The organism is Algoriphagus halophilus, from assembly GCF_900129785.1.
Classification (GTDB): domain Bacteria; phylum Bacteroidota; class Bacteroidia; order Cytophagales; family Cyclobacteriaceae; genus Algoriphagus; species Algoriphagus halophilus.
Window position 1 is genome coordinate 161,281 of sequence record NZ_FSRC01000001.1, and the last position, 25,571, is coordinate 186,851.

Genomic DNA, 25,571 nt, shown 5'->3' on the forward strand with positions numbered 1-25,571 from the left:
GAATAGGAAGTCAGTTGATTATGAAGAAGAGCCTCTGATAATCAATTCGGGTTTCAAAATGGTTCTTTTTGCTACGGGGTCTGGTTTGTCATTATTCAATAATTCGAAAAAGGTTTCAGCAGTAATTTTACCCATGGGTATACTTTTTTGATCTACAGTAGTGATGGCTGGTTCTGTGAAGGAAGTAAAAGGTTCATTTCCAAAACCTGCTAATTTCACGTCTTGGGGTATTTTAAAACCGTGTTCCTTCAATACCTGCATGGCCCCCATGATTGAATAATCAGAGGATGAAAAGATCGCATCAAATTTAACCCCATTTTTAAGCAGTTCCTCTGTCATTTGCCTCCCATCTTCTAATTGCATTTTGCTATTTATGATTAAATCAGGATCAAGTTCTATTCCATGATCCTTCAAAGCTTCTTCATATCCCCTTTTCCTTTCTTTGTAAATATTGATTCTTTGTGAACTGGTAAAATGAACGATCCTTCGAGCGCCATTTTTTATTAAGTGTTCTACGGTTTGGTAGGCTCCCAAAAAATCATCTATGACCACTTGACTGACCTCCAAATCATTAGACACCCGATCGAAAAGCACCAATGGAATACCTTTTTGAATGATTTTTTCGAAGTGTTCAAAATTTTCCGTGGTCTTGCCTATAGAGGCAATGACGCCATCCACTCTGGCATTCAGTAAGGTCTCCACTGTTTGGGCCTCCTTTTCAAACTCATCGTAGGATTGGGAGATCACAATTTTATAATCCAGATTATTCGCAATTTCTTCAATTCCTCGAATGACAGAAGAGAAGAAATTCCGATTGGCTGTGGGGACGATTACTCCAATTAGCCTACTTTTTCCACTCCTCAGTGCAGACGCAATGTGGTTGGGTTGATAATTGAGTTGCTTCGCTACTTTCAGCACTTTCTTTTTAGTCGCCTCAGATATTCTAGGATGATTATTGAGGGCTCTTGATACAGTACTGGCGGTTATTTCCAGCTTCTCAGCAATATCATGAATCGTTGCTTTTTGTTTCTTCATTACAAGTCTGGTGTTTGGGTCTATTGATTCTTGACATGGTAAATGATAGCTTATTCTCCATGAGGTTTTCCAATTGTTGCCAAGATTCCTCCATCAACATAGATGACCTGGCCATTAATGAAATTGCTGGCTTCACTAGCCAAGAAGACCGCCACGCCTCCGAGATCTTCAGGGTTTCCCCATCTTCCTGCTGGTGTTCTGTCTATAATAAAATCGTTGAAGGGATGTCCGTTGACTCTGATGGGAGCAGTTTGATCTGTTGCAAAATAGCCAGGACCAATGCCATTGACTTGAATGTTGTATTTTGCCCATTCGGTAGCCAAGTTACGCGTAAGCATTTTTAAGCCACCTTTTGCTGCTGCATAGGCACTAACCGTATCACGACCCAATTCACTCATCATCGAACAAATGTTGATGATCTTTCCTCCCTTCTTTCTGCTGATCATAGATTTAGCTACTCTTTGGGAAACGATGAAAGGAGAGACTAAATCAATATCAATAATTTTTCTAAAGTCGCTGGGATTCATTTCCAGGGCAGGAGTCCGTTGTATCAACCCCGCATTATTGACTAAAATATCTATAGGCCCCACTTCAGATTCAATTTTAGAAATGGAATTATTCACAGCGATTTCATCGGATACATTGAAAAGATACGGGTGGACTCGAATGCCAGCATTGGTATAATTTTCAAAAGCAGCCTCCATTTTGGAGGGAGTGTGACCATTGATCACCAAATTTGCTCCGCTAAGTGCCAACGCCTTAGCCATGGCCATTCCCAACCCATGAGTGGCACCAGTGACAAGCGCTGTTTTTCCTTTTAAATCAAAGTTGGGCTTCATAGTTACTTTAAATCCACAGGTTTGATTCCATCCATATCCTTGTAATCCATATTTTCTCCAGCCATCCCCCAAATGAAGGTATAATTGGAAGTCCCTGCGCCACTGTGGATTGACCAAGGCGGTGAAATGATTGCTTGATGGTTCTTTAACCAAATATGTCTTGTTTCGTCTGCTTGCCCCATAAAGTGAGAGACCACATTTTCCTCGCTTAAGTCAAAATAAAAATAGGCTTCCATTCTTCTGTCATGGGTATGTGCAGGCATGGTATTCCAAACGGACCCTGGCTTTAATTCTGTCATTCCCATTTGAAGTTGGCAGGTTTCCAGAACTGAATTGACTAACAGTTTGTAGATGGTTCGATGATTGGAATTTTCAAGGGAGCCAAGGGTCACCACCTCAGCATCTTTTCTGGTGATTTTTCGAGTTGGGTACTCCTGATGGGCAGGAGCAGAATTAAAGTATAAGTAGGTGTCTCCCGATGGAGAAGGGTGAAAAATAACTTCTTTCACTCCTTTTCCAATGTATAATGCTTCTTTATGGTCCAGTTCTAAGGACGCTCCATCGATATCTATTTTGGTCTTTGCCCCGATATTTATAATTCCTATTTCTCTTCGATCTAGGAAATTCTCCGCTTTTAATTGATCCACTGCTTCTAATTGGACAGGGGAATGAACCGGATGAATACCTCCCACAATTAGACGATCCTCCAAGGTGTAAACTCCTGAGATTTTATCAGCCTTGAATAAATCTTCGATTAAAAATTTATCTCTGATTTCTGAAGTTGGGTAGCTTTTGAAATCTTCTGGGTGGGAAGAGTATCGGGTGGTTATTTCAGTATTCATTTGGGGAATTGATGTAATCGTTTGCGCAATATAATTAAATAATCTTGGATGTCCGTATTGAAATTACTATTGATAATTACTTAAATAGTTTGTCTAACTTATTGATTGAATGTGCTTCTATGTGATTATTTAAATTTTGATTTTTAAATCCAATCAAAAGTTTTTAATATGCAATCGATTGCTCAAAAATAGATTCAATTGTTATCTTTAAACAGGTTTGCTTGTAAATAATTGAAAATTAGAAGTTTATATTCAGAGGGGTTTAAAGGGAGTTCTCCAAGATTTTGTGGTTCCTGGTTTTTGATGAAAAGCGAGGAGTCTGCGAGAGGATACTCAACCCTGCCTATTTTCTGAATTGATTTATAATATAAAGTTTCAAAGCAGAAAATGTAACCTGTGATGTTATGTTTTTTGTTTTTTGATTCAAAAAAAATCAGGAACAAAAAAAAAGGAGCAAAAAAACAAGACCCAAAATATGAAGCCATTAAAATTTGTATGCTTTCTGACCCTTCTGTTCCTTGTAATCAGAAAGGATTTACTTGCCCAAGAATCCATTCAATCGATCTATGAAGGAGTGGAGTTTGAAATGCCTAAAGTAAAAGAAACCAGTTTTCCTGAATTAAAGAAAAGCATTGTGGAGTTTGGAGCGGTAGGAGACGGCTTAACCAAAAACTCGGAAGCCTTCAAAGCTGCCATAGAAGAAGTGGCAAGATTGGGAGGAGGAAAAGTGATGGTCCCTAGGGGGATTTGGTTGACTGGTCCTATTACTTTATTGAGTAACATCAATCTGCATTTGGAAGATGGAGCCTTGATTATATTTAGTAAGGATAAGGATGACTACCCATTGGTAGAAACCAGTTTTGAAGGTCTTAATACTATTAGATGTATTTCACCCATTAATGCCTATCGCGTAGAAAATATTGCGATTACGGGAAAGGGGACAATAGACGGAAGCGGGGATGCTTGGAGGTCGGTAAAGAAAGGGAAAATGACGGAGAGCCAATGGAATAACTTAATGAAATCTGGAGGGATTGTAGAGGGGGCAAACTGGTTTCCATCTCAGTCTTTTTTGGATGGTTACAATGCTAGTAGCAGTTTCAATGTGCCAGATATTACCGATCGCAAGGAATTGGAAAAAATGAAAGATTTTCTCCGTCCAGTGATGATCAGTATCCGGGAAAGTAAACGGGTTTTATTGGATGGTCCTACTTTTCAGAATTCACCAGCCTGGAACATTCATCCTTTGATGAGTGAGGATGTAATCATTCGTAACCTGAATGTCCGAAATCCTTGGTATTCTCAAAATGGGGATGGCTTGGACCTGGAATCTTGTAAAAATGCACTGATCTATAACAATACCTTTGATGTGGGAGATGATGCCATTTGCATCAAGTCCGGTAAAGACAAAGATGGTCGAGACCGAGCAATTCCTACAGAGAATGTGATCATTAAAAATAACATCGTTTATCATGGACATGGAGGCGTGACAGTGGGAAGTGAAATGTCCAGTGGCGTAAAAAACATTCATGTTTCCAACTGCACTTTTATCGGCACAGACATAGGACTGAGATTCAAAAGTACCCGTGGACGTGGAGGAGTGGTGGAAAATATCTGGATTTCCAATGTGGATATGATTGGAATCCCAACAGAAGCGATCGGGTTTAATATGTTTTATACTGGGAATAGCCCCATCATTGAGGAAGATCAAAGTGAAGAAGATGAGGCGAGAGAAGAGAAGATGATGCCAGTTACCGAGGAAACTCCTGTTTTTCGAAATATCAGCATGAAAAATATCCAGGTGACCAATTCGGAAACAGCAGCTTTCTTTATGGGTTTGCCTGAGATGAAGCTTGAAAACGTGAGATTGGAAAATGCAGTTTTAGAGGCCAAAAAAGGTATTACGGCCATTGATGCGGCAGGTCTTGAGTTGATCAATGTACGTGTCTTGGGTACTGATGAAGTGCCACTGACAATCTACAATAGCCAAGGAGTCACTGTTAGTGGTTTTGAATTTGAGAAAAATGGAAAACCAGCCGTTCGGATTTTGGGGAATTCTGATCAAATTGAATTAGATCGATCAGATTTTTCAAGTCCCGATCAGATTTCAAAAGGAAATGGTCTACCGGCCTCTGCCGTAAAATTGAAATAAGATGAAGTTATTTGTGATCCTACTTTCTCTATTCTCCCTAGGTGTTGCCGTGATTTTTGGTGATATAGTTTCAGAAGAAGAGATTACTTTTTTTATGGTCGGAGACTCGACCATGGCGGATAAACCATATACTGGAAGTAATCCCGAAAAGGGTTGGGGACAGGTATTTCCTTTGTATTTCAAAGAGGGGATTCGCTTTGAAAACCACGCCAAGAATGGAAGAAGTACCAAAAGCTTTAGGGATGAAGGCAGGTGGGATGTGGTGATGGAACGATTGCAGGAAGGAGATTATGTGATCATTGAATTTGGTCATAATGATCAGAAAATAAATTCCGAGGATCGCTATGCTTTTGCGGATTCTACCTATCGGGATAATTTAATTCGATTCATTAAAGATGTCAGAAGCAAAGGAGGTAATCCCATTTTAGCGACTCCCATTTCGAGAAGAAGCTTCGATGAAAATGGAGTCTTGATTGATACTCATGGTAGGTATTCGGAAGTGGTAAGAGAGGTTTCAGACGAATATGAAGTGCCTTTGTTTGATATGCATGTAAAAACAGTTGAGCTCCTTAATCAATTTGGAGTAGAAAAATCCAAGGAGTTATTCCTTCATTACCGACCTGGTGATTATTCAGTGTTTCCTGAAGGAAAAGAAGATAATACTCATCTGTCTCCAACAGGAGCTTTCAAGGTAAGCGATTTAGCGGTGGAAGAATTAAAGAGAGAACTTCCTGAGCTAGTCAGGTTTTTAAAAGACTGAATTATTGAGGAAAAGGTCTTTACCCTATTACTAATTTGCCCAAAATACGTTCCCATGAATTTTATTCGAATTCAGTTTTTCTTTCTGCTTTTGAGCAACACCTTAATTCAGCCATCATTTTCCCAAGGAGAATGGTTGGATCCCAAACCTTTGGATTCGGAAGAGTTAAAAGGAAAAGTGGAGCATGATATTGTGGTGGCACAAGATGGGACTGGTCATTTTAAGACCATTGGAGAAGCATTGGATGCGATCCGTGTTTACTTGCCAAAACCTTTGACAGTGTACATTAGGCCGGGTATTTATAAGGAGAAATTAGTCATCCACGGGCCTGTGACAAATGTGAATTTTGTAGGTGAAAACCCGGAAAACACCATCATCACTTTTGATGATTTTGCGGCAAAAGATAACATGGGAACATTCGAAACCTATACGCTCAAAGTACTTGGGAACTCCCTCACTTTTAAAAATTTAACGATTCAAAATACGGCTGGACAAGTTGGTCAGGCGGTGGCGTTACATGCAGAGGGTGATCGTTTAGTTTTTGAAAATTGTCGTTTTTTAGGCAATCAGGACACTATGTTTGCTTCAGGAGAAAATTCCAGACAGTATTATAAGAATTGTTATATCGAGGGGACGATAGATTTCATTTTTGGATCGGCTACTGCTGTGTTTGAGAATTGTGAAATTCATGCAAAATCTAACTCCTATATCACAGCAGCATCCACTCCAGCCTGGGTAGAATACGGTTATGTTTTCAAAAATTGTAGAATTACCTCAGCAGCGGATGTTTCTGAAGTTTATTTGGGAAGGCCATGGAGAAATTTTGCAAAAACTGTTTTTATCAATACTGAAATGCCTCCATCAATTCATCCGAAAGGCTGGCATAATTGGGGAAGGGAATATGCTGAAAAAACAGTTTTTTATGCAGAATATGGGAGTTATGGTCCAGGATCAACTAAAGAAAGCAGAGCAGAATGGACTTTTCAGCTTTCTGGGGATCAGTTGCCTCAGTATCACAATAGCCTTATTTTTTCTGGAAGTAATAATGATGCTGACTATGATGGAAACAGATGGTTTGGGTATGAAAAAGACAAATCTTTCAACCTGGAGGATGCTTGGAAAAAGGATGTTAGGAATTTTCCTCAAATCAAACCCGTATATGCATCAGCGAATGATGATATTCTGGAAGTAAGAAATCAAGTTTACAAAATACTGGGAGATAGAAAACTGCAAATAGACGTCTTCGCTCCCAAAAGAGTGGAGTCATTAAGTCCAGGAATAGTAATGGTGCATGGGGGAGGATGGAAGTCTGGAGGCAAAGAACTTCAGATTCCCATGGCGATGGCTTTGGCGGGAAGAGGGTTTGTTACTGCCGTGGTGGAATATAGGCTTTCGCCAGAAGCACCATATCCTGCAGGAATTCATGATGTGAAAGAGGCGATTCGATGGCTGAAAGTACATGCGAATGAATTTGGTCTAGACAGCAACAAAGTGGCTATTTCCGGAAGTTCTGCCGGAGGACAAATTGCTGCATTAGTAGGTCTGACCAAGTCTTATGAATACGAGGGTGAAAGCTCTTTGGAAGCTAGTTCAATAGTTCATGCAATCATTGACATGGATGGGATTTTGGCTTTCCATCATCCTGAATCTGCAGAAGGTCAGGTTGCTTCCGAATGGCTGGGTGGTACCTATGGACAAAAACCTGAGGTTTGGGACCATGCTTCACCTTTGTACTTGAAGCATCCCAATTTTGTCCCTATGCTTTTTATCAATTCCCAATATCCAAGGTTCCACGCGGGGAGAGATGAATTAATTGAAAAGTTAGATGCTGCAGGAGTTTATTCGGAAGTTCACACTTTCCCTGAAAGTCCACATCCATTTTGGCTTTATGAGCCTTGGTTTCAACCTACCGTTGATCTGATGGATGGCTTTTTAAGCAAGGTTTTAAACTATTAATATCCCTTGAGTAGGGATTCGAAGCTTGTTCCTGCCAAACTTTTCATTTCTGATGAGTAACTTGATAAAAAAACACACCAATCCATGAAATTTGAACACTTCGCCATCAATGTTCCCGATGCAAAAGCGACTGCTCTTTGGTACGAAGAACATTTAGGTCTTACAGTAAAAAAGAAAATGGAAGAAGCTCCAAATATGATTTTTCTGGCAGACGATAGCGGAACCGTCATGCTGGAACTTTACAATAACCCAAAAGGGGAAACGCTGGAATTTGAAAAATTACACCCCCTTGCGGTCCATATTGCTTTAGTGTCCCAAGATCCTACGGGGGATAAAAACCGGTTAATAGCAGCTGGGGCTAAAGAGTTTTCTGATGATATATTACCGGATGGGTCGCATTTAGTTATGCTGAGAGACCCATGGGGCATCTGTTTGCAATTATGTAAAAGAGCCACTCCCATGATTTAATAGTCGAGTTTAAGAATGGAGAATTGTTTCATCTACCTATGAATGATCTGAACATAAGTTTTGAGGAACTGTCCAAGACATTGGAAAGTGTGCTGCAGCGCTATGGCTTTGATACCCAAAGAGCTGAAAAATGTGCATTGCTTTTTGCTCAAACGGATCTTGATGGAGTTCGGTCTCATGGCGTAAATCGATTTTTGAAACTTCTGGAATTTATTCGGAAAGGTTATGTAAATCCTACTAAGGAACCTGAAATAGAAAGTAATCTGGGGGTGTTTGAGCGTTGGGATGGTCAATTGGGAGTAGGGAACTTAAATGCTGACTTTGCCATGGGGAGGGCGATCAAGATTTCTGAGCAATTAGGGATAGGCTGCGTCGCTTTAAAAAACACCAACCATTGGATGCGCGGAGGAAATTTTGGTTGGCAGGCGGTAAAGGCAGGTAAAATTGGGATTTGTTTTACCAATACCAAAGCAAATATGCCCGCTTGGGGAGGCAGTGAACCTAAGCTTGGGAACAATCCATTAGTGATAGGGATACCCCGATCAGAAGGCCCAGTGGTGTTGGACATGGCCATGTCCCAATTTGCCTACGGGAAACTTTCCGTGTTCTCCATGGCAGGAAAAAAAGCTCCTTATGCAGCTGGATTTGATCAGGAGGGGAATCTGACTAATGATCCGAAGACCATCATCGAAAATGAAATGGCACTTCCGGCAGGTATGTGGAAAGGAGCAGGACTGTCCTTGGTTCTGGATCTATTGGCCGCTTTACTTTCTGGAGGCGATAGTACGCATGAAGTAGATCTATCCGGTGAAGAAATAGGGCTTTCCCAGGTGTTTTTATGCTTTGATCCAAAGAAATTGGAATTAGAAGATTGGTTCGATCAAAAAGGAAATGAGATTATAAATGAACTCAAAAGTTCCAAGGTGTTTGAAGGAAAGGAAGTTTTGTACCCGGGAGAGAATGTCCTAAGGACTAGAGAGAAAAATAGAGTAGAAGGAATTCCTGTCAACAGGGAGGTCTGGAGTCAAATTTTAAATGAGTTACAAAAATGAAAAAATTCGGAATTGGAATAGTAGGTACAGGATCCATAGCGGTGAAACATGCACAGGCAATTGAAGAGTTAAAAGGAGCGGAACTGGTAGCACTTTTTAATCCGAACTCTTCCAGTGCCAATGCAGCGAAGGAGTTGTTTTCAGCTCCTATATATACCGAATTAAATGAATTTTTAGGCCTTCCGAATTTGGATATAGTTTGCATTTGCACTCCAAGTGGAATTCATTTGGAGCCAGGATTAGCTGCAGCCAGGGCTGGAAAGCATGTGATGGTAGAGAAGCCTATTGAAATTACCTTGCCTAGAGCCGATCAATTAATTGCAGCATGTAAGGAAGGTGGAGTTCAGCTGGCTGTAATTTTTCAAAATAGATTCGCGGAAGATTTCATCAAACTAAAGAAGGCAGTTGTCAATGGGGTATTTGGAAGATTGTTGGTAGGCAATGCCTATGTCAATTGGTTTAGGGATGATGCGTATTATGCCACCAGTAAGTGGAAAGGTACGTTGAAAGCCGATGGGGGAGGAGCCCTTATCAATCAGGGGATCCATACCATTGATTTACTGTTGGATTTAATGGGGGATGTAGCACATGTATACGCGCAAGTCCAAACCACCCTCTATCCGATTGAAGGTGAAGATTTGGGAATGGGCTTGGTTCAATTCAAAAATGGGGCCCTGGGGAATGTTACCTCTGCAACCACCTTGTATCCGGGATACCCCGAACGAGTAGAGATCTTTGGGACCAAGGGAAGTGCAATCCTGGAAGGAGGTAAGATCATTGCCTGGAATATCAAGGGAGAAGAAGCCTCAGAAATAAAAGGGGACGCTGTTTCTGGCTCAGGTTCTTCAGACCCTAATGCCATTGGTTACCAATTGCACCTTCAACAATGGGAATTGTTTTTAAAAGACATCAAGAATAACTCAACACCTACGGTAGACGGAAAAACTGCACGAAAATCAGTAGAGTTGATTCGGGCCATGTATCAATCTTCCAAAACTGGTCAAAAAGTAGAATTCCCTTTCAAAGACAAAGCAGGTTAAAGGGATACGCCTCTTTTCCAAGGAATAAAATCATCTTGCCCCAATTTCTGGGCTTTGGTCATTTCTCCACTTGCGACGGCAATGACCTGCTCTAAAATTTCCTCACCCATTTGCTGAATGGATTTCTCTCCGGAAATCACATATCCCGTGTTGACGTCGATGATATCTGGCATCCTTTCCACCAGGCGGTGGTTGCTGGATACTTTGATCACTGGTGTGATTGGATTTCCGGTGGGAGTTCCTAAACCTGTAGTGAAAAGTATCACATTGGCTCCAGAACCAGCCATTGCAGTAGTGCTTTCCACATCATTCCCAGGGGTGCAAAGCAAATTTAGACCTGGTTTCCTGACGATTTCTCCGTAGTCCAGTACATCTGTAACCGGAGAGGTACCTCCTTTTTTTGCGGCTCCTGAAGATTTCATGGCATCTGTGATCAATCCATCTTTGATGTTTCCAGGAGAGGGATTCATGTCAAAACCGGAACCTACTGCCTCTGCCGCAGCAGCGTAGGATTTCATTAATGCTGAAAATTTTTCTGCGCTTTCATGGGTTACGCATCGGTTGATCAGTTCTTGTTCTACTCCGCATAATTCGGGGAATTCAGAAAGAATTGCCTTTCCACCAAGGGCGACAATGAGATCCGCAGCATATCCCACAGATGGATTGGCTGAAATACCCGAAAAACCATCTGAACCGCCACATTCTAACCCCACCGTCAATTTACTCAATGCAGCGGGTTGCCTGCGTAATTTATTTACCTCAGCTAATCCTAGGAATGTTTCTTTGATGGCATGGGTCAATAATTGCTGCTCTGTTCCTTCCTTTTGCTGCTCCAACATGATCAATGGCTTTTGGAAATCAGGATTCATCTCTTTTAGTTTCTGTTCTAAGATGGAAGCCTGTGCATTTTGACATCCCAAGCTTAAGACCGTTGCTCCAGCGGTGTTAGGATTATTGATATATCCAGCCAGTAAGGTGCAAAGGGCCTCGGAATCCTGTCTTACTCCACCACACCCTCCCTGATGATTTAGAAATTTAATGCCATCTACCTGTGGAAATAATTTCAAATCTTTCCTTTCTGTAAATGTGGAAACTGAAAGATTGGCGATTGCTGCTTGGTCTCCCGCTTGGTAGTGCAAAGCCATTTCTTTGACCAGTTGCTTGTATGGGTTAGGTTTGGCAAATCCTAATTCTTCCAAAAAAGCTTCCTTGATGGTGTCTACATTTCGATTTTCACAAAATACCAAGGGAATAACCAACCAGTAATTACCCGTTCCAACCTGTCCGTCACTTCGATGAAAACCTTGAAAGGTCCTATTTTGAAATTTGCTTACATCAGGTGCTTCCCAGTGGTAATCTTCCGTTTTTCCCCCAAAGCTTTCAGCTTCATGGGTGACATTGGATGTAGTCAGGGGGTGGCCTGAAGGAATATCTACCACTGCTTTGCCCACGATACCTCCATACATATAAATCAAATCTCCCTGGTGAAGGTCCTCCATTGAGAATTTATGTTTAGCGGAAACCGGGGCCTGTAAGATTCCCTCTACACCTTCAATGGAATAAAGTTCTCCTGCTTCTAAATCCTGTAAGGCTACAAGGACATTGTCTTTGGGATGAATTCGTACTATTCGATGGTTCATGGGTTTAATAGCTTATATTGTGCAATCGATTGCGCAAAGATAGGGTTTCTTTGGTAAAAGAAAAGAATGAAAAATTATTGTATTGCTATCTCTGTGGTAGAGTATGCCGGGATTTTGAGAAAAGGGGCTAAAAAGAATAGAATTCAGTTTTCTTTTCAGGATATTTTTAAGCTTAGACAAGAAATTACCCTTGTATACCGGTTTTTAAATCGATTCCGTAAATCATCGGGCAACTGAGTCAGGAAAAAGTTATTATTGTTAAATGCCTATATTTCAAATAAACCCATGAAAAGAACCCTTTCAATTTTAGTGATCACCATTTTTTTAGGAGTTCTTCCGTTTTCTTGTTCCTCTCCGCTCAAATTTAAGATCATCAAACTAGGTCATGCCCAGGTGGTTAGTCATCCCGTACATGAGGCGATGCTGTTTATGGCCAAGCAAATTGAGAAAAAATCAAATGGAAAAATCAAGGTCAAAGTATACCCTAACCAGCAATTAGGCTCCGAAAGGGAATTGCTCGAACTGCTTCAAATTGGAAGTTTGGGTATGACCAAAGTATCTGCGGCTGCTTTGGAAGGCTTTGCTCCGACCATGCAAGTGTTTGGAATGCCCTATTTATTTAGAGATGACGAGCACCAGCGAAAAGTGTTGGAAGGTCCCATTGGTAAACAACTGCTCCTAGATGGAGAAGAGTTTTGGCTTCGGGGATTATGTTATTACGATGCAGGGAAAAGAAGTTTTTATACCAAAGATAAACCTGTAGAAACTCCTGAGGACTTAGCTGGTCTGAAAGTACGGGTAATGGAGAGTGTGACGGCATCCAATATGGTAAAAGCACTTGGTAGCTCACCTACTCCGGTTTCCTATGGAGAATTGTATACTGCTTTGCAACAAGGGATCGTGGATGCAGCGGAGAATAATCCTCCAAGCCTTTATACTTCCAAGCACTATGAAGTTTGTAAATATTATAGTCTGGATGAGCACACAGCATTACCAGATGTGGTCATTATCAGTACCAAGGTCTGGGAAGATTTGACTGAGGAAGAGCAACAATGGGTACAGGAGGCAGCGGACGAATCTGCGACCTATGAATATAAACTTTGGGAAGAATCCTCCGCAGAATCCATGCGTGAATTGGAAGCCGCCGGTGTGACTATTACCTATCCTGATAAAGAGCCTTTCCGAAAAGCGGTGGAAGGTGTTTATGACCAATTGAAAATAGATCAGCCTGAAATTTATGAAATCGTTCAGGCCATTAGAGATGTGAAATAATTAACCCAAGATTCTTTATACATGTTTTCATTAGAAACTAAATCCAAACTTGATAAACTGATCTCGCATCTGTTGGTCATCTTGATGGCCTTGATGGTGATCAATGTGACTTGGCAAGTTACTTCAAGGTATATTTTTAAAGACCCTAGCTCTTTTACAGATGAACTTTCTAGATACATGATGATCTGGGTAGGGATGCTTGGGGCAGCTTATGTGGCAGGTAAAAACGAGCATTTAGCCATCGATATACTTCTGACGAATTTAAAAGAGAAAGCTCAGGATAAATTAATGATCCTGATCAGTGTGTGTATTCTGGTATTTGCCATCGTAGTGATGGTTATTGGCGGATCTAATTTGGTGTACATCACTTTTATTCTTGGTCAAAAGTCCGCTACCCTTCAAATCCCCTTAGCCTATGTATATGGTATTATTCCATTTAGCGGGTTGTTAGTCACGTACTACCAGGTAGTATTTATTATTCAATTGTTCCACTCTATCCAAACAGCTGAATAATGGAAATTCTTAGCGTTTTAGTACTGGTATTATCATTTATTTTCTTTTTAGGAATTGGTGTTCCAGTGGCTTGGAGTCTGGGACTTTCGAGCATGTTTACTTTAATGGTGACGGTAGCTTCTATGCCTGCCATTACCACCGTGGCCCAACGAATGGGGACTGGACTGGATAGTTTCTCCTTGCTGGCGATTCCATTTTTTATTTTGGCAGGAGAGCTCATGAATCGAGGAGGGATTGCCAATCGCTTGATTAATTTTGCCAAAGCCCTTACAGGAAGACTCCCCGGAGGATTACTTCATGTGAATGTCATTGCAGCCATGTTGATGGGAGCCATTGCAGGTTCAGCCGTAGCGGCAGCATCGTCTATGGGAGGTATTTTGGGGAAAAGAATGGAAAAAGAAGGATATCCAAAAGAGTTAGGAGCTGCTGTAAACATCACCTCATCTACAACTGGATTGATTATACCTCCATCCAATGTGTTGATCGTCTATTCTTTGGCCTCAGGAGGGGTGTCCATTGCTGCTCTATTTGTGGCAGGATATCTTCCAGGCTTATTGGTGGGGTTGTTGTTAATGATCACTGCAGCGGTGATGGTTAAAATAAAGAAATTACCTGCAGGAGAGGCCAGTACTTTCAAACATTTATTGAGCACTTTCTGGAAAGCAATTCCAAGTTTATTCTTGTTGGTTGTGGTGATTGGAGGGATTATCGGAGGAGTATTTACAGCAACCGAGGCCTCTGCCATTGCAGTAGTATATAGCTTAGCTCTTTCCATGATTTATAGGGAAATAGGAGTAAAGGATCTACCTGCTGTATTGTTGAAATCCGCAGAAACTACCGCGGTAGTGATGTTGCTTATCGCCACATCCATGGCCATGTCTTGGGTGATGTCCAGTGAGGAAATTCCTCAAAGCATTTCCAATTCCCTGTTATCCTTGAGCGATAATATTTTTGTGATCTTGATCATGATCAATGTGTTGCTTCTATTTGTAGGGATTTTTATGGATATGACTCCTGCAGTACTGATTTTTACACCGATCTTTTTACCGGTTGTTACTTCTTTGGGGATCGATCCTGTTCATTTTGGTATTATGATGGTGCTAAACCTTTGTATTGGTCTTTGTACTCCACCGGTAGGCTCCGTATTATTTATTGGAGTAGGAATAGCCCAAACTACCATTCAGAAGGTAATCAAGCCCCTACTTCCGTTCTTCTTTGCGATGATCTTAGCCTTGGCCTTGATTATGATATTCCCTGAAATATCACTTTGGCTACCCAGGGTGTTTGGGCTTTAAACTTGAATTAGCGGAAAACAAAAAATGCGGAGGGTTTAAACCTCCGCATTTTTATTATAGGGAATAAAACTGATAGACATAGAATCAATTGCGCCTCACTGAAATCTAAAATCTAAGGACTTTTATCTCTCTACTTCTTTCAAGTTCTCCAACTTTTTGTTTCTTAAGAATCCATTGATGTCTTCAAAGTGTTCTTTTACGCGCTTATTTCCGAATTCAAAGACCTTCGTCACCAAACCATCCAAGAAATCACGGTCGTGAGAAACCACAATCAAAGTACCGTCAAATGCTTTTAAGGCATCTTTGATGATGTCCTTGGTTTTCATGTCCAAATGGTTAGTGGGTTCATCGAGAATCAGCAAGTTGACAGGTTCCAGCAATAGCTTCACCATGGCCAAACGTGTTTTTTCTCCTCCGGAAAGTACCTTCACTTTCTTGTTGATGTCATCTCCTTTGAACATGAAAGCACCCAGGATGTCCTTTACTTTCGTTCTGACTTCCCCTACAGCGATTTGATCAATCGTTTCGAAAATGCTAAGCGTTTCATCCAGCAAGGAAGCTTGATTCTGGGCAAAGTAGCCGATCATGGAGTTGTGGCCTAATTCACATTTTCCTTCAAAGTCTATTTCTCCCATGATCGCCTTGATCATGGTGGATTTCCCTTCTCCATTTTTACCGACAAAGGATACTTTTTGACCTCGTTCAATAGTCATAGAAGCATTTTTGAAAACGACATGGTCTCCATAGCTTTTACTCATTTCGTCCACGATTACCGGATAATTTCCAGATCTTGGAGAGGGAGGGAATCGAAGTTTCAAGGCGGAAGTATCCACTTCGTCCACTTCAATGATTTCCATTTTTTCCAGCATTTTTACCCTGGATTGAACCTGTAAAGTTTTGGAATAGGTGCCTTTGAAACGATCTATGAAAGCTTGGATATCGGCAATGGTTCTTTGCTGTTCTTCGTAATGCTTTTGCTGTTGTTCACGACGTTCTTTCCTTAACTCCAGGTAATGGCTGTATTTCGCCTTGTAATCGTAAATACGCCCCATGGTTACCTCAATGGTTCTTGTGGTGATGTTGTCTACAAAAGCCCGGTCGTGGGAAATTACCACTACCGCTTTTGCTTTATTCATCAAGAAATCCTCTAGCCATTGGATGGATTCAATATCCAAATGGTTGGTCGGCTCATCAAGTAGGATTAAGTCCGGGTTTTGTAAAAGGATTTTGGCCAATTCAATTCTCATTCTCCAGCCTCCAGAAAATTCAGAAGTTAGCCTAGTAAAATCTTCCCTAACAAACCCCAGTCCTAAAAGAACTTTCTCTACTTCTGCTTCATAATTGACTTCTTCGATCGCGTAGAATTTCTCACTCAATTCAGAAACTTGCTCGATCAGTTTGTAATATTCCTCAGATTCGTAATCGGTTCTCACTGTCAGTTCTTCATTGATCCGATCGATTTCAGTTTTCATATTCAGATAGCTTGCGAAAGCTTTGGAAGTTTCTTCCATCACCGTACAATCATCGGAAGTCAATAAATGCTGAGGTAAATAAGCCACCACAAAATCTTTTGGAGCTGAAACAGATCCTGATGTAGGTTTGGATTGACCGGCAATAATTTTGAGTAGGGTGGATTTCCCTGCTCCATTCTTCCCCATCAAGGCAATTTTGTCGGTCTCATTGATGGCAAAAGAAATATTACTAAAGAGTGTAGAACCGCTATGTTCAACGGCTACATTATCTACTGAAATCATAATTATCTGAATTGAAGCGGCAAAGGTAAGGAATAGAACAGTTAAAAATTGAGGTTAGCAACAAATGTCTTCAAAAATGGATTTACCGATCATAAAGGTCTCCTTGTTTTCTACTCATGTCTACTCTAATTTCCTCCTTGTTTTTATTTACCATCCCATGAAAAATAGTTCAAGATTATTAATCCTTTTGCTCATGGTCTGTTCGGTGACAGCCTATGGTCAGAAAAAGAACAAAAAGAAGGAGCAAGCGACTTCGGTTAAACAGACACCAGCTCCAAAACCTACCAAAAAGAGTCCATTTAAAAAATACAGTGAATTAGTTACCGAGGAGGCCATTACAGATGAAGGTTTGTTTCAGGTTCATTCTGTTGGGGGGAAGTATTATTATGAAATTCCCTTTGATCTATTGAACGCGGACATGTTGTTGGTCAGTAGGATTTCAAAAATTGCTGCAGGATTAGGTGGGGGTTATATGAATGCTGGCTCCAAAAGCAATGAACAAGTGGTAAGATGGTCCAGAGTTCAAAACAACATTCATTTAAGGTCGATTTCTTTTACAAATGTTGCCAGCGATTCTTTACCGATACAATTGTCTGTTCAGGCTAATAACTATGATCCGATTTTGGCTGCTTTTAAAATTGAAGGGTTTAATCCGGATTCAACTGCTGCCCTGATTGAAGTAAGTGACCTATTCCTTTCTGACAACCCTGCTTTGAGTGGTTTATCAGATAATATGAGGAAAACATATAAAGTTAGAAACCTGGATAGAAGCAGAAGTTTCATTAGCAGGATGGCAAGTTTCCCTCAGAATATTGAGGTAAGACATGATATGACTTATAATGCTACCGCCCCTCCTTCCAATTCCAGGACAGGTACCATCTCGATGGAGATGAGTCAATCCATGTACCTTCTTCCTGAAACTCCGATGCAGCCTAGGCTTTATGATGAGCGAGTGGGTTGGTTTACCATACGTCAAATTGATTATGGTTCTGAGGCGTTAAAGTCAGATGTAAAAAGTTATATCCGAAGATGGAGATTGGAACCAAAAGATCCTGAAGCCTATGCAAGAGGAGAGTTGGTGGAACCGGTAAAACCGATTGTTTATTACCTGGATCCTGCGACTCCAGAAAAGTGGAGACCTTATTTCCGACAAGGTATTGAAGATTGGCAAGTAGCCTTTGAGGCAGCAGGATTCAAAAATGCAATTGTAGCGAAAGATGCTCCCACCAAGGAAGAAGATCCTGATTGGAGTCCAGAGGACGCCAGGTATTCTACGGTCAGGTATGTGGCATCTACCACCAGAAATGCGGTAGGACCTAGTGTTTCTGATCCACGTTCCGGAGAAATCATTGAAAGTGATATTATTTGGTATCACAACCACCTGAGATCCTACCGTAACCGATATATGCTTGAAACAGGTGCGGCAAATCCTTCTGCCAGAACTTTGGATACTCCTGAAGAAGAGATTGGAGAAATGATGAGAAGAGTGATCTCTCACGAAGTGGGACATGCTTTGGGTTTACCACACAATATGAAAGCTTCTTATGCCTATCCTACGGATTCTTTGCGTTCAGCTACTTTTACTCAGAAATGGGGATTGGCAGCTACCATCATGGATTACACCCGGTACAATTATGTGGCTCAGCCTGGGGACGAGGGGGTAAGATGGGTTCGTATGCTAGGCCCTTATGATGAATATGCGATTAATTGGGGCTATAGATATTTACCAGATGCCAATTCAGCGGAAGAGGAAAAAGCAACACTGGATAGTTGGATCAGAGAAAAAGCAGGAGATCCTAAATACCTCTTTGGTGGAGGGAATTCATTTGATCCAAGCTCCCAAACAGAATCCGTAGGAGATGATCCCGTTAAAGCTAGCCGATATGGTTTAGCGAACCTGAAAATAGTAGCGCCAAACTTGGCTAAGTGGACCGCAACTCCCGGAGATAATTATGCAGATTTGGAAGAATTGTACGGGGAATTGATCGGGGTTTGGACTCGATTTGCAGGACATGTGATCACCAATGTAGGCGGAGTCTATGAAGAGCTGAAGACAACCGATCAAGCTGGGGCCACTTATACTCCCATTGCAAAATCAGAGCAGTTGGAATCGATGAAGTTCCTGAATGAAGATGTATTTACGACCCCTGATTGGCTGTTACAAAAGGAAATCCTGGATAACCTGGAGCCTACCAAGGCAATTCAAGCGATTGAAAATATGCAATCCAGATTATTAAGTAGTTTACTTCGCAAAGATCGATTGGAGCGAATGATAGAAAATGAAGCCTTAAATGGAGCGGAAGCTTATTCGATGACAGCGATGTTGAGTGATTTGAGAAAGGGGCTTTGGTCTGAACTTTCAGGAGCAAAGGACATTGATGCGTTTAGGAGAAATTTGCAAAGAGCCCATGTGGAGCGACTTGCTGCATTGATGAAACAGGATGAGAGAAGAAGGTCAGATGTAAGTGCTGCTGCTAGAGCGGAATTAAAGGCAATCCAGGCCTCTTCCAGAGCTGCTAGTTCCAGATACCGGGCAGGAATTGTTCAGTTCCACCTTCGTGATATTGATGCATTGATAGACACCTTGTTGAGTGCGGAATAGAAAAATTTAAATGATTTACTGATTTTACTAAAGCCTTTCCAGACTTCTGGAAAGGCTTTTTTGTTCTAAAGTGACGAGCACTTAAGGAGTAATTGAAACGTGGATTTTAAAGTCGGCAACCTCATTTCTTCTGGCAGCGCTCCGCATCAGATATACTCTGATTTTTTGATCCCCACTTTTTTCCAAAACACCCTCATAGTTGTTTTCTCCCATGGAAGAATTATAAAATGCTACATACTCTTCACCCGGAGCCATTAGGTTAAAGTAATTGGCAGAATTGGAGGTGGTAAGATGGACCGTTATTTTCTGACCCGCTTTGGCATTGAGGATGTAATCAATAATCTGGTCTCCTTTAATGAAATCTTCTATCGTAATTTCCGATTTTCCTTTTTCAAAATTGATTTTTTTGGTTTGGATTTCTGATTGGGAATAAGCCAATAGGGGCATGAAAATAGTAAATACAAAAAAGAGAATGTTCCGAGGCATTAGATGGTCTTTCATCAGTGTATAAAAGTTTGATAGTGGAGTTATTAGACAATAAAATTTAGTGAATTTGAGAATTATATAAAAAATAGATACCCAATTCAATTCTGATCGAGGGGGGCATAAAAAAACCGCTTCGAAATAATCGAAGCGGCTTCCTAAATCATATATCTTAAATCTGATATCTAATGGCATTTAAGCATCCACACCCAAAGCTTTCGCCATGGTAGCACCGATCTCTGCTGGAGACTCTGCTACGTGAATTCCATTTTCTTTCATGATTCTCATTTTTGCAGCAGCAGTATCATCTGCTCCACCGATGATGGCACCAGCGTGTCCCATTCTTCTCCCCGGAGGCGCTGTCTGACCAGCAATAAATCCTACTACAGGTTTTTTGTTTCCAGTTTCACGGATCCACTTTGCTGCTTCTGCTTCGTAGTTCCCACCGATTTCACCGATCATGACGATCGCATCAGTTTCAGGGTCTTCCATTAGTAACTGTACCGCCTGCTTGGTAGAAGTTCCAATGATAGGGTCACCACCGATACCAATAGCGGTAGAAACACCTAATCCTGCTTTGGCAACTTGATCAGCAGCTTCATAAGTTAAAGTACCTGACTTGGATACAATACCGATTCTACCTTTTTTGAATACAAAACCTGGCATGATACCCACTTTAGCTTCTCCTGGAGTAATCACTCCTGGGCAGTTTGGTCCAATTAGGGTAGCTCCTCTTTCTTTGATGTAAGGCTTAGCTTTCATCATATCTGCGACAGGAATGCCTTCCGTGATTGCAATGATTACTTTGATCCCCGCATCAGCAGCTTCCATGATCGCGTCAGCAGCAAAAGCTGGTGGCACGAAAATGATGGATGTATCAGCACCAGTCTTCTGAACGGCTTCTTCTACAGAGTTAAAAACAGGTTTGTCCAAATGGGTAGATCCACCTTTTCCCGGAGTTACACCACCGACTACGTTTGTTCCGTACTCGATCATTTGCTGTGCGTGAAAAGAGCCTTCCGACCCGGTGAACCCTTGTACGATCACCTTGGAATTTTTATTTACTAGTACACTCATGATGCGATTTCTAAAGTTTGGCACAAAAATAAAAGAATCGGCTCGCTGACAAAAGAAATGAAGAACATTATCTAGTGAATTTGACGACGCAATTCTTTTTTTATCTTAGTCTCCCAAATTACGCCTATTAAATGAGATTATTCCTCACTCTTCTTATTTGTTTTGGATTGACTGTTCTGGGAAGAGCTCAGAATTTCAAATACAACTCTCAACCAAAGGGCGTAGAGCTCCCTGTCCAAAATGTTCTGCAGATGGAACAGGACACGTTGGGTAGGATGTGGTTTTCTACTCCAATGGGAATTTATTATTCCGATGGGATTGAGACTTTTCCATTACCCGACTCGATTTTGAAGGAATTCAATTATAGAATTTCGATTCATAAAGACGAAAATGGGATCATATGGCTTTATAATTCCAATGGTTTACCCAAATTAGTAAAAGGAGGGTATGGGAGCTGGGAGTTTGTTGATCTTCCTGTGAAGTTTAATGAGAAATTCAGCTCTGGGATTAGTCTTTTTTCTATGGGGAAGGGGCATGAGACTCAGTATTTCTTAGATACCAAATACCAATTGATCGCATGGGATTCATCCAATAAAGTAATCTTTGAGTTAGATAGGAATTTTGAGAAGGAAGGGCAATTAGGTTCGATCCTGATTTTTAGGGGGGAGATTCTTTTGTTTTTTGAAAAAGGAGTTTTTGCTCTTTCGGGAGATGAGTTGATTTCAAAGGAATTGGAAGGCATTTCTTTACCATCTTCTCCATTTTTGGTCAAATGGAATGAGGCCCAGAAAATGTATTATTTTTTGGGAAGAGAATATTTGGCAGAAGGGAAGAATCCACTTATTCCTGAAAAAATACTGGACAAGAATTTTTCTGAACAAGAATATTCCTCCTTGGACTTTTATGATCTTTTTTTCGACCAAGATGCCATCTTTTATCATTTCAATTCCCAATTATTCAAGTTTTCTGAAAAATACAAATACCCCTTAATGATTGATCTGAGAGGTGAGCTGAGAGTATATGCAATCCATAAAGGCATGATTGATAGGGAAGGGATATTATGGGTAGGGACGAGTAGGGGACTGGTGAATTTCCATAGCCTGGTTTTTCAGAATTATGGAATAGGGCAAGGAGATTTATTGGCAGAGGAAGTAACAGCCATTGGAAATCTAGGAAACGGTGAATATTTGTATGGGTTCAATAATGGGATACAAAAGTATTCTCGGCTTGCCGTGGAAACGATCTATAGGGACCCTTTCCCTGATGGAAATCCGACCCAGCGCATCGTCAATTTTAATAATGATGGTCAGGGAACCGTTTGGTTTTCTTCCAATTGGGGAGGAGTAGGAAAATATAATATTCAGTCAGGCAAAATAAACTTAATACAACCACCTCCTGGGGTAAATATTTCCTTTGTGAAAGTAGAAGGAGATTCACTCATCATCACTGGTCCTGGTAATATTTACATTTCTTCCATCCATAGCCCATCTTCCAAAATTTATGATCATGATATCCGCGAGGAAGTAAGTGCCCTATTGAATAACAGGATTTTTTACATGAGAAAAGCTGGGAAGCTTTCAGATGGAAGAATTGTGGTGATGAAGGCTAGTCAAACTTCCAATGAAAAATCATTTCATGAAAATGATCGGATGTTGGTGAGTGATGGCTATGATTTTTTGGAACTAGAGCCCAATCGAATCCTTTTTGCTACTGAATCAGGTTTAAAGATTCTAGAAGATGGAGAAATGAAACCATTTAGAATTGATGGACAGAGTATTTCAAGGCCAGTATATGCCTTGTTGAAGGATAGCTACGAAAGACTATGGGCGGGGACAGATGATGGAGTGTTCTTAATAGAAAACAATACCCTGAATCATTTCAATGAAAAAAACGGGTTAATTGGAAATGAAATCAACCGAGGTGCTTTGCTGGAAGCTTCTCAAGGAAGAATTATGATAGGGACACTGAAAGGTATTTCATTGTTTTTTTCAGGTGAAAATTATAATTCAAATGGATCACCAAGTGTGATTTACCACTCAATAGTTTTGGATGGGGAACGCCTAAATCCGGATGAAGAGCTTGAGTTTCCCTATGAGAAAAATTCCTTTGAGGTAGATTACTCGGCGATTGGATTTAATCAAACCAAGGATCTATGGGTGTATTATCGTTTAAATCCAGAAAATGATTGGTCAATCATCAAAGATCCTAAATCCACCGCATTATATTTCACAAATTTACCTTATGGGAATTATCAGCTTGAATTGAAAGCATCCTATGAAGGAGAGAATTTTTCCAAAACCGTGACATCTGCTCCTTTTTCAATTCAAAAACCCATATATCTTCAGACTTGGTTTATTTTGCTTTGGGTCCTATTCCTGATTGCTTTAGGGATTTTGATCAGTACATTTTTTAGGCAGTTTCAAAGAGTAGGGGTGTTGAAATCCGCATTCGATCAGAAATCCAAGGAAAAACAAATTGCTGAGGTTCAGTTTAAGAATGTGTGGACAAGCTCTAAAGATGGCTTGATGCTGACGATTGATGGAAGGAAAATCGTGACGGTTAACCCAAGCTTTGCCCAAATTGTAAAAATGGAAGTATCCGAGCTTGAAAACACACAGGTAATTGATCTTTTCAGTTACCCTGAGTATTTCACGAAATACATCAGCTCATTTTTAAAACGTGTACTTAAAAGAAAGTATGAAGGCTTTACGTATGAAAGTACGGTTCCTTGGAAGTCGGGTGATCTGGAGATGGAAGTCTTTTCTATCTTGATTCAAGAGAACTTCGAAGGGAAAAATTTGATTTTGAGTGTATTTAGAGATGTCTCCTCCAAAAAGGCCATTGAGCAAAAATTACGTGATGCTAAAGATAAGGCGGAGCAGGCCAATCGATATAAAACCAGCATGCTCTCCAATATCAGTCATGAAATACGGACACCCCTGAATGGGATTTTGGGAGGGACAGAGCACATTATGATGATGAGAAAAGATGATGCTGAACTCATTTCTCAATTGGATATCATATTGCAGAGTGGTGAAAGGCTTTTGAACACTATTACATCCCTGTTGGACATTGCCAAGATAGAGGCTAATAAGATGAATGTGATGTATACCCAAGTAGATATTAATTCATACTTGGCCACCATCGTGACTCCTCTTAAAAATCTTGCCCTGAGAAAGGGATTGGTTTTGAAGACTTCTTTTCTAAAAAGTCCATTCATAGGTAAAATTGATAAGCGATTTATAGAGATGATTTTGAATAACTTGATCAGTAATGCCATTAAATATACGGATCAGGGAGAAATCAAATTGACGGTAGATAAGCGAAAAAATAATATGATTTTGTCCATTGAGGACTCAGGAGTTGGAATGTCTGAAGAGTTTCTAAGAAAAGCGTTTCAGCCATTTGAGCAGGAAAGTACGGGAAATCAGCGTTTATATGAGGGGACAGGGTTGGGTTTAAATATCACTAAAAACTTAGTAACCTTACTCAATGGTGAAATCTCCATTCAGAGTTCAAAAGACACTGGTACCACCGTCACTTTAGAAATCCCATTGCCAGATTAATAATTTTTGTATTTTCAGACTTGATTAGTTTTACGCCCCCTATTAATTCGAATGTTTAGTTTAAAAATCCTCATCGTTGAAGATGACTCAGTATCTGCTTTATTGCTAAAAAGAGCACTAGAGAAAAATAATCATGATATCATTGGAATTGCTGATTCTGGAGAAAAGGCCTTGGATATTTTAGAAGAAAATATCGCAGATATCGTGATGATGGACATCAATTTGGCTGGTGAGCTGGACGGTATTAAAACCACCGAGATTGTCAATGAAAAGTATGATATCCCGGTTGTTTATTTAAGTGCCAGCTCTGATGCAGAAACACTAAACAAGGTGGTAGGAACGAATCCCAGTGCTTATGTGATTAAGCCTTTTAATATCAGGGAATTGAATATGGTGATCGAACTGGCCATTTTCAAGGACCGAAAAGAAAAGGAACTTCAAAAACTCAACAATGAACTGGAGGAAAAAGTAAGGCAACGAACAGCGGATCTTCATGAGGCTAATAAGGAACTGACCAAAGCTTTAGAAAAAGAACGAGAAATCAATGAATTAAAATCCCGAATTGTGCTCAACGTTTCCCACGGATTCAAAACACCTCTTACCTCCATATTGAGTTCAGCTCAGCTACTTCAGATCTACGCGGAAAAAGATCATCCTTTCAAACTGAAAATAAGTAAGCATGCCTCCAAAATCGAAAACTCAGTAAGGGCATTGAATAATTTGCTGACAAGTGTCTTGTTCTTTGGGAAAGCAGATGCTGATAAGATGAAGTATAAACCAAAGAAGATGTTTTTAGGTGCTTTTGTCAAAGAAGTGCTGGATACCGTAAAAGCAGGGGTTGAAAATGGTGTTACTATTAAAACCACTCTTGGAGAATTGCCCAAAACCATTGTTTCCGATTATGATCTTTTATATCAGGTGTTTGAGAATTTATTGTCGAACTCTGTGAAGTATTCAAAAGATGGGCAAGTAGTGAATTTCTCCCTGAAATTTGAAGACAATCAATTGAAAGCATCCTTTACTGATCATGGTATTGGTATTCCTAAAAAGGAACAAGGTCAATTGTTTGACCGATTTTTCAGAGCACATAATGTAGGAATAATAGAAGGTTCAGGTCTTGGACTGTCCATTGTCAAAAAATGTGTGGAGGTTTTAAAAGGAGAGATTACCTTTGAGAGTGTTGAAAATAAGGGGACGACATTTTATGTGTCCATCCCCGTAGAATAAT

At 40.5% G+C, this 25,571-nt stretch carries 19 protein-coding genes; 12 read left to right on the forward strand and 7 right to left on the reverse strand.

What is annotated here, in order from left to right; translation table 11 throughout:
- Positions 1–18: 18 nt before the first annotated feature.
- From BUR11_RS00770 to kduI, 3 genes are read right to left on the reverse strand one after another with little or no spacing between them, the layout of a single operon-like run.
- Positions 19–1,035, reverse strand: coding sequence for a LacI family DNA-binding transcriptional regulator (locus BUR11_RS00770; protein WP_074222945.1), 1,017 nt, complete (start codon positions 1,033–1,035; stop codon positions 19–21).
- 50 nt (positions 1,036–1,085) lie between these two features.
- The gene (locus BUR11_RS00775; RefSeq protein WP_074222946.1) at positions 1,086–1,874 is read right to left on the reverse strand and encodes a gluconate 5-dehydrogenase; all 789 of its coding nucleotides are present in this window, start codon (positions 1,872–1,874) and stop codon (positions 1,086–1,088) included.
- A 2-nt stretch (positions 1,875–1,876) separates the two neighbouring features.
- Positions 1,877–2,716, reverse strand: coding sequence for a 5-dehydro-4-deoxy-D-glucuronate isomerase (gene kduI / locus BUR11_RS00780; RefSeq protein WP_074222947.1), 840 nt, complete (start codon positions 2,714–2,716; stop codon positions 1,877–1,879).
- A 475-nt stretch (positions 2,717–3,191) separates the two neighbouring features.
- Here kduI and BUR11_RS00785 point away from each other — a divergent pair, with 475 nt between their 5' ends.
- The 6 genes from BUR11_RS00785 to BUR11_RS00810 all read left to right on the forward strand — a co-directional run bounded on the left by BUR11_RS00785 (position 3,192) and on the right by BUR11_RS00810 (position 10,141).
- Positions 3,192–4,865 carry a glycoside hydrolase family 28 protein gene (locus BUR11_RS00785; protein ID WP_074225039.1) on the forward strand — a complete coding sequence of 558 codons (1,674 nt, stop codon included), beginning with the start codon at positions 3,192–3,194 and terminating at the stop codon, positions 4,863–4,865.
- A gap of 1 nt (position 4,866) precedes the next feature.
- Positions 4,867–5,625: a rhamnogalacturonan acetylesterase gene (locus tag BUR11_RS00790; RefSeq protein ID WP_074222948.1), complete on the forward strand. Its 759-nt coding sequence runs from the start codon at positions 4,867–4,869 to the stop codon at positions 5,623–5,625.
- A gap of 54 nt (positions 5,626–5,679) precedes the next feature.
- Positions 5,680–7,581, forward strand: coding sequence for a pectinesterase family protein (locus BUR11_RS00795; protein ID WP_074222949.1), 1,902 nt, complete (start codon positions 5,680–5,682; stop codon positions 7,579–7,581).
- An 84-nt stretch (positions 7,582–7,665) separates the two neighbouring features.
- Entirely contained in the window at positions 7,666–8,049 is a 384-nt protein-coding gene (locus BUR11_RS00800) for a VOC family protein (RefSeq protein WP_074222950.1), read from the forward strand.
- A 38-nt stretch (positions 8,050–8,087) separates the two neighbouring features.
- The gene (gene yiaK, locus BUR11_RS00805) at positions 8,088–9,101 is read left to right on the forward strand and encodes a 3-dehydro-L-gulonate 2-dehydrogenase (RefSeq protein ID WP_074222951.1); all 1,014 of its coding nucleotides are present in this window, start codon (positions 8,088–8,090) and stop codon (positions 9,099–9,101) included.
- Positions 9,098–10,141, forward strand: a complete 1,044-nt coding sequence (locus tag BUR11_RS00810) for a Gfo/Idh/MocA family protein (protein ID WP_074222952.1) — start codon at positions 9,098–9,100, stop codon at positions 10,139–10,141. The genes yiaK and BUR11_RS00810 overlap by 4 nt, the downstream gene beginning before the upstream one ends.
- Here BUR11_RS00810 and BUR11_RS00815 read toward each other — a convergent pair.
- A complete protein-coding gene (locus BUR11_RS00815) occupies positions 10,138–11,781 on the reverse strand; it encodes a UxaA family hydrolase (protein WP_074222953.1) in 1,644 nt (547 codons plus the stop codon). The genes BUR11_RS00810 and BUR11_RS00815 overlap by 4 nt on opposite strands.
- Positions 11,782–12,066: 285 nt before the next feature.
- Here BUR11_RS00815 and BUR11_RS00820 point away from each other — a divergent pair, with 285 nt between their 5' ends.
- From BUR11_RS00820 to BUR11_RS00830, 3 genes are read left to right on the forward strand one after another with little or no spacing between them, the layout of a single operon-like run.
- Positions 12,067–13,053, forward strand: coding sequence for a TRAP transporter substrate-binding protein (locus BUR11_RS00820; RefSeq protein WP_074222954.1), 987 nt, complete (start codon positions 12,067–12,069; stop codon positions 13,051–13,053).
- Positions 13,054–13,074: 21 nt separating this feature from the next.
- Positions 13,075–13,566: a TRAP transporter small permease gene (locus BUR11_RS00825; RefSeq protein ID WP_074222955.1), complete on the forward strand. Its 492-nt coding sequence runs from the start codon at positions 13,075–13,077 to the stop codon at positions 13,564–13,566.
- Positions 13,566–14,861 (forward strand): TRAP transporter large permease, encoded by a 1,296-nt coding sequence (locus tag BUR11_RS00830; RefSeq protein ID WP_074222956.1) that lies wholly within the window; start codon positions 13,566–13,568, stop codon positions 14,859–14,861. The genes BUR11_RS00825 and BUR11_RS00830 overlap by 1 nt, the downstream gene beginning before the upstream one ends.
- 122 nt (positions 14,862–14,983) lie before the next feature.
- Here BUR11_RS00830 and BUR11_RS00835 read toward each other — a convergent pair whose 3' ends face one another.
- On the reverse strand, positions 14,984–16,615 hold the full coding sequence (locus BUR11_RS00835) for an ABC-F family ATP-binding cassette domain-containing protein (protein WP_074222957.1): 1,632 nt from the start codon (positions 16,613–16,615) through the stop codon (positions 14,984–14,986).
- Positions 16,616–16,772: 157 nt separating this feature from the next.
- On the opposite strand from BUR11_RS00835, the gene BUR11_RS00840 reads away from it, so the two are divergent.
- The gene (locus tag BUR11_RS00840) at positions 16,773–19,217 is read left to right on the forward strand and encodes a zinc-dependent metalloprotease (RefSeq protein WP_074222958.1); all 2,445 of its coding nucleotides are present in this window, start codon (positions 16,773–16,775) and stop codon (positions 19,215–19,217) included.
- A gap of 81 nt (positions 19,218–19,298) precedes the next feature.
- On the opposite strand, the gene BUR11_RS00845 is transcribed toward BUR11_RS00840, so the two are convergent.
- Together BUR11_RS00845 and sucD are read right to left on the reverse strand one after the other, a co-directional pair.
- Entirely contained in the window at positions 19,299–19,718 is a 420-nt protein-coding gene (locus BUR11_RS00845) for a hypothetical protein (protein WP_143185786.1), read from the reverse strand.
- Between the two features lie 177 nt (positions 19,719–19,895).
- Positions 19,896–20,777 (reverse strand): succinate--CoA ligase subunit alpha, encoded by an 882-nt coding sequence (gene sucD, locus BUR11_RS00850; protein WP_074222960.1) that lies wholly within the window; start codon positions 20,775–20,777, stop codon positions 19,896–19,898.
- Between the two features lie 131 nt (positions 20,778–20,908).
- Here sucD and BUR11_RS00855 point away from each other — a divergent pair, with 131 nt between their 5' ends.
- Together BUR11_RS00855 and BUR11_RS00860 are read left to right on the forward strand one after the other, a co-directional pair.
- Complete coding sequence (locus BUR11_RS00855; protein WP_074222961.1) at positions 20,909–24,343, forward strand: sensor histidine kinase; 3,435 nt, start codon at positions 20,909–20,911, stop codon at positions 24,341–24,343.
- A 51-nt stretch (positions 24,344–24,394) separates the two neighbouring features.
- Entirely contained in the window at positions 24,395–25,570 is a 1,176-nt protein-coding gene (locus BUR11_RS00860) for a hybrid sensor histidine kinase/response regulator (protein ID WP_074222962.1), read from the forward strand.
- Position 25,571 lies beyond the last annotated feature (1 nt).

Excerpts from the sequence above, each read along its gene's own strand:
- BUR11_RS00800 (WP_074222950.1), top strand. The coding sequence starts at position 7,666 with ATGAAATTTGAACACTTCGCCATCAATGTTCCCGATGCAAAAGCGACT.
- sucD (WP_074222960.1), bottom strand. The coding sequence starts at position 20,777 with ATGAGTGTACTAGTAAATAAAAATTCCAAGGTGATCGTACAAGGGTTC.
- BUR11_RS00860 (WP_074222962.1), top strand. The coding sequence starts at position 24,395 with ATGTTTAGTTTAAAAATCCTCATCGTTGAAGATGACTCAGTATCTGCT.
- BUR11_RS00775 (WP_074222946.1), bottom strand. The coding sequence starts at position 1,874 with ATGAAGCCCAACTTTGATTTAAAAGGAAAAACAGCGCTTGTCACTGGT.
- BUR11_RS00770 (WP_074222945.1), bottom strand. The coding sequence starts at position 1,035 with ATGAAGAAACAAAAAGCAACGATTCATGATATTGCTGAGAAGCTGGAA.
- BUR11_RS00845 (WP_143185786.1), bottom strand. The coding sequence starts at position 19,718 with ATGAAAGACCATCTAATGCCTCGGAACATTCTCTTTTTTGTATTTACT.
- kduI (WP_074222947.1), bottom strand. The coding sequence starts at position 2,716 with ATGAATACTGAAATAACCACCCGATACTCTTCCCACCCAGAAGATTTC.
- yiaK (WP_074222951.1), top strand. The coding sequence starts at position 8,088 with ATGAATGATCTGAACATAAGTTTTGAGGAACTGTCCAAGACATTGGAA.
- BUR11_RS00790 (WP_074222948.1), top strand. The coding sequence starts at position 4,867 with ATGAAGTTATTTGTGATCCTACTTTCTCTATTCTCCCTAGGTGTTGCC.
- BUR11_RS00820 (WP_074222954.1), top strand. The coding sequence starts at position 12,067 with ATGAAAAGAACCCTTTCAATTTTAGTGATCACCATTTTTTTAGGAGTT.
- BUR11_RS00810 (WP_074222952.1), top strand. The coding sequence starts at position 9,098 with ATGAAAAAATTCGGAATTGGAATAGTAGGTACAGGATCCATAGCGGTG.
- BUR11_RS00785 (WP_074225039.1), top strand. The coding sequence starts at position 3,192 with ATGAAGCCATTAAAATTTGTATGCTTTCTGACCCTTCTGTTCCTTGTA.
- BUR11_RS00855 (WP_074222961.1), top strand. The coding sequence starts at position 20,909 with ATGAGATTATTCCTCACTCTTCTTATTTGTTTTGGATTGACTGTTCTG.
- BUR11_RS00825 (WP_074222955.1), top strand. The coding sequence starts at position 13,075 with ATGTTTTCATTAGAAACTAAATCCAAACTTGATAAACTGATCTCGCAT.
- BUR11_RS00840 (WP_074222958.1), top strand. The coding sequence starts at position 16,773 with ATGAAAAATAGTTCAAGATTATTAATCCTTTTGCTCATGGTCTGTTCG.
- BUR11_RS00795 (WP_074222949.1), top strand. The coding sequence starts at position 5,680 with ATGAATTTTATTCGAATTCAGTTTTTCTTTCTGCTTTTGAGCAACACC.
- BUR11_RS00815 (WP_074222953.1), bottom strand. The coding sequence starts at position 11,781 with ATGAACCATCGAATAGTACGAATTCATCCCAAAGACAATGTCCTTGTA.
- BUR11_RS00835 (WP_074222957.1), bottom strand. The coding sequence starts at position 16,615 with ATGATTTCAGTAGATAATGTAGCCGTTGAACATAGCGGTTCTACACTC.
- BUR11_RS00830 (WP_074222956.1), top strand. The coding sequence starts at position 13,566 with ATGGAAATTCTTAGCGTTTTAGTACTGGTATTATCATTTATTTTCTTT.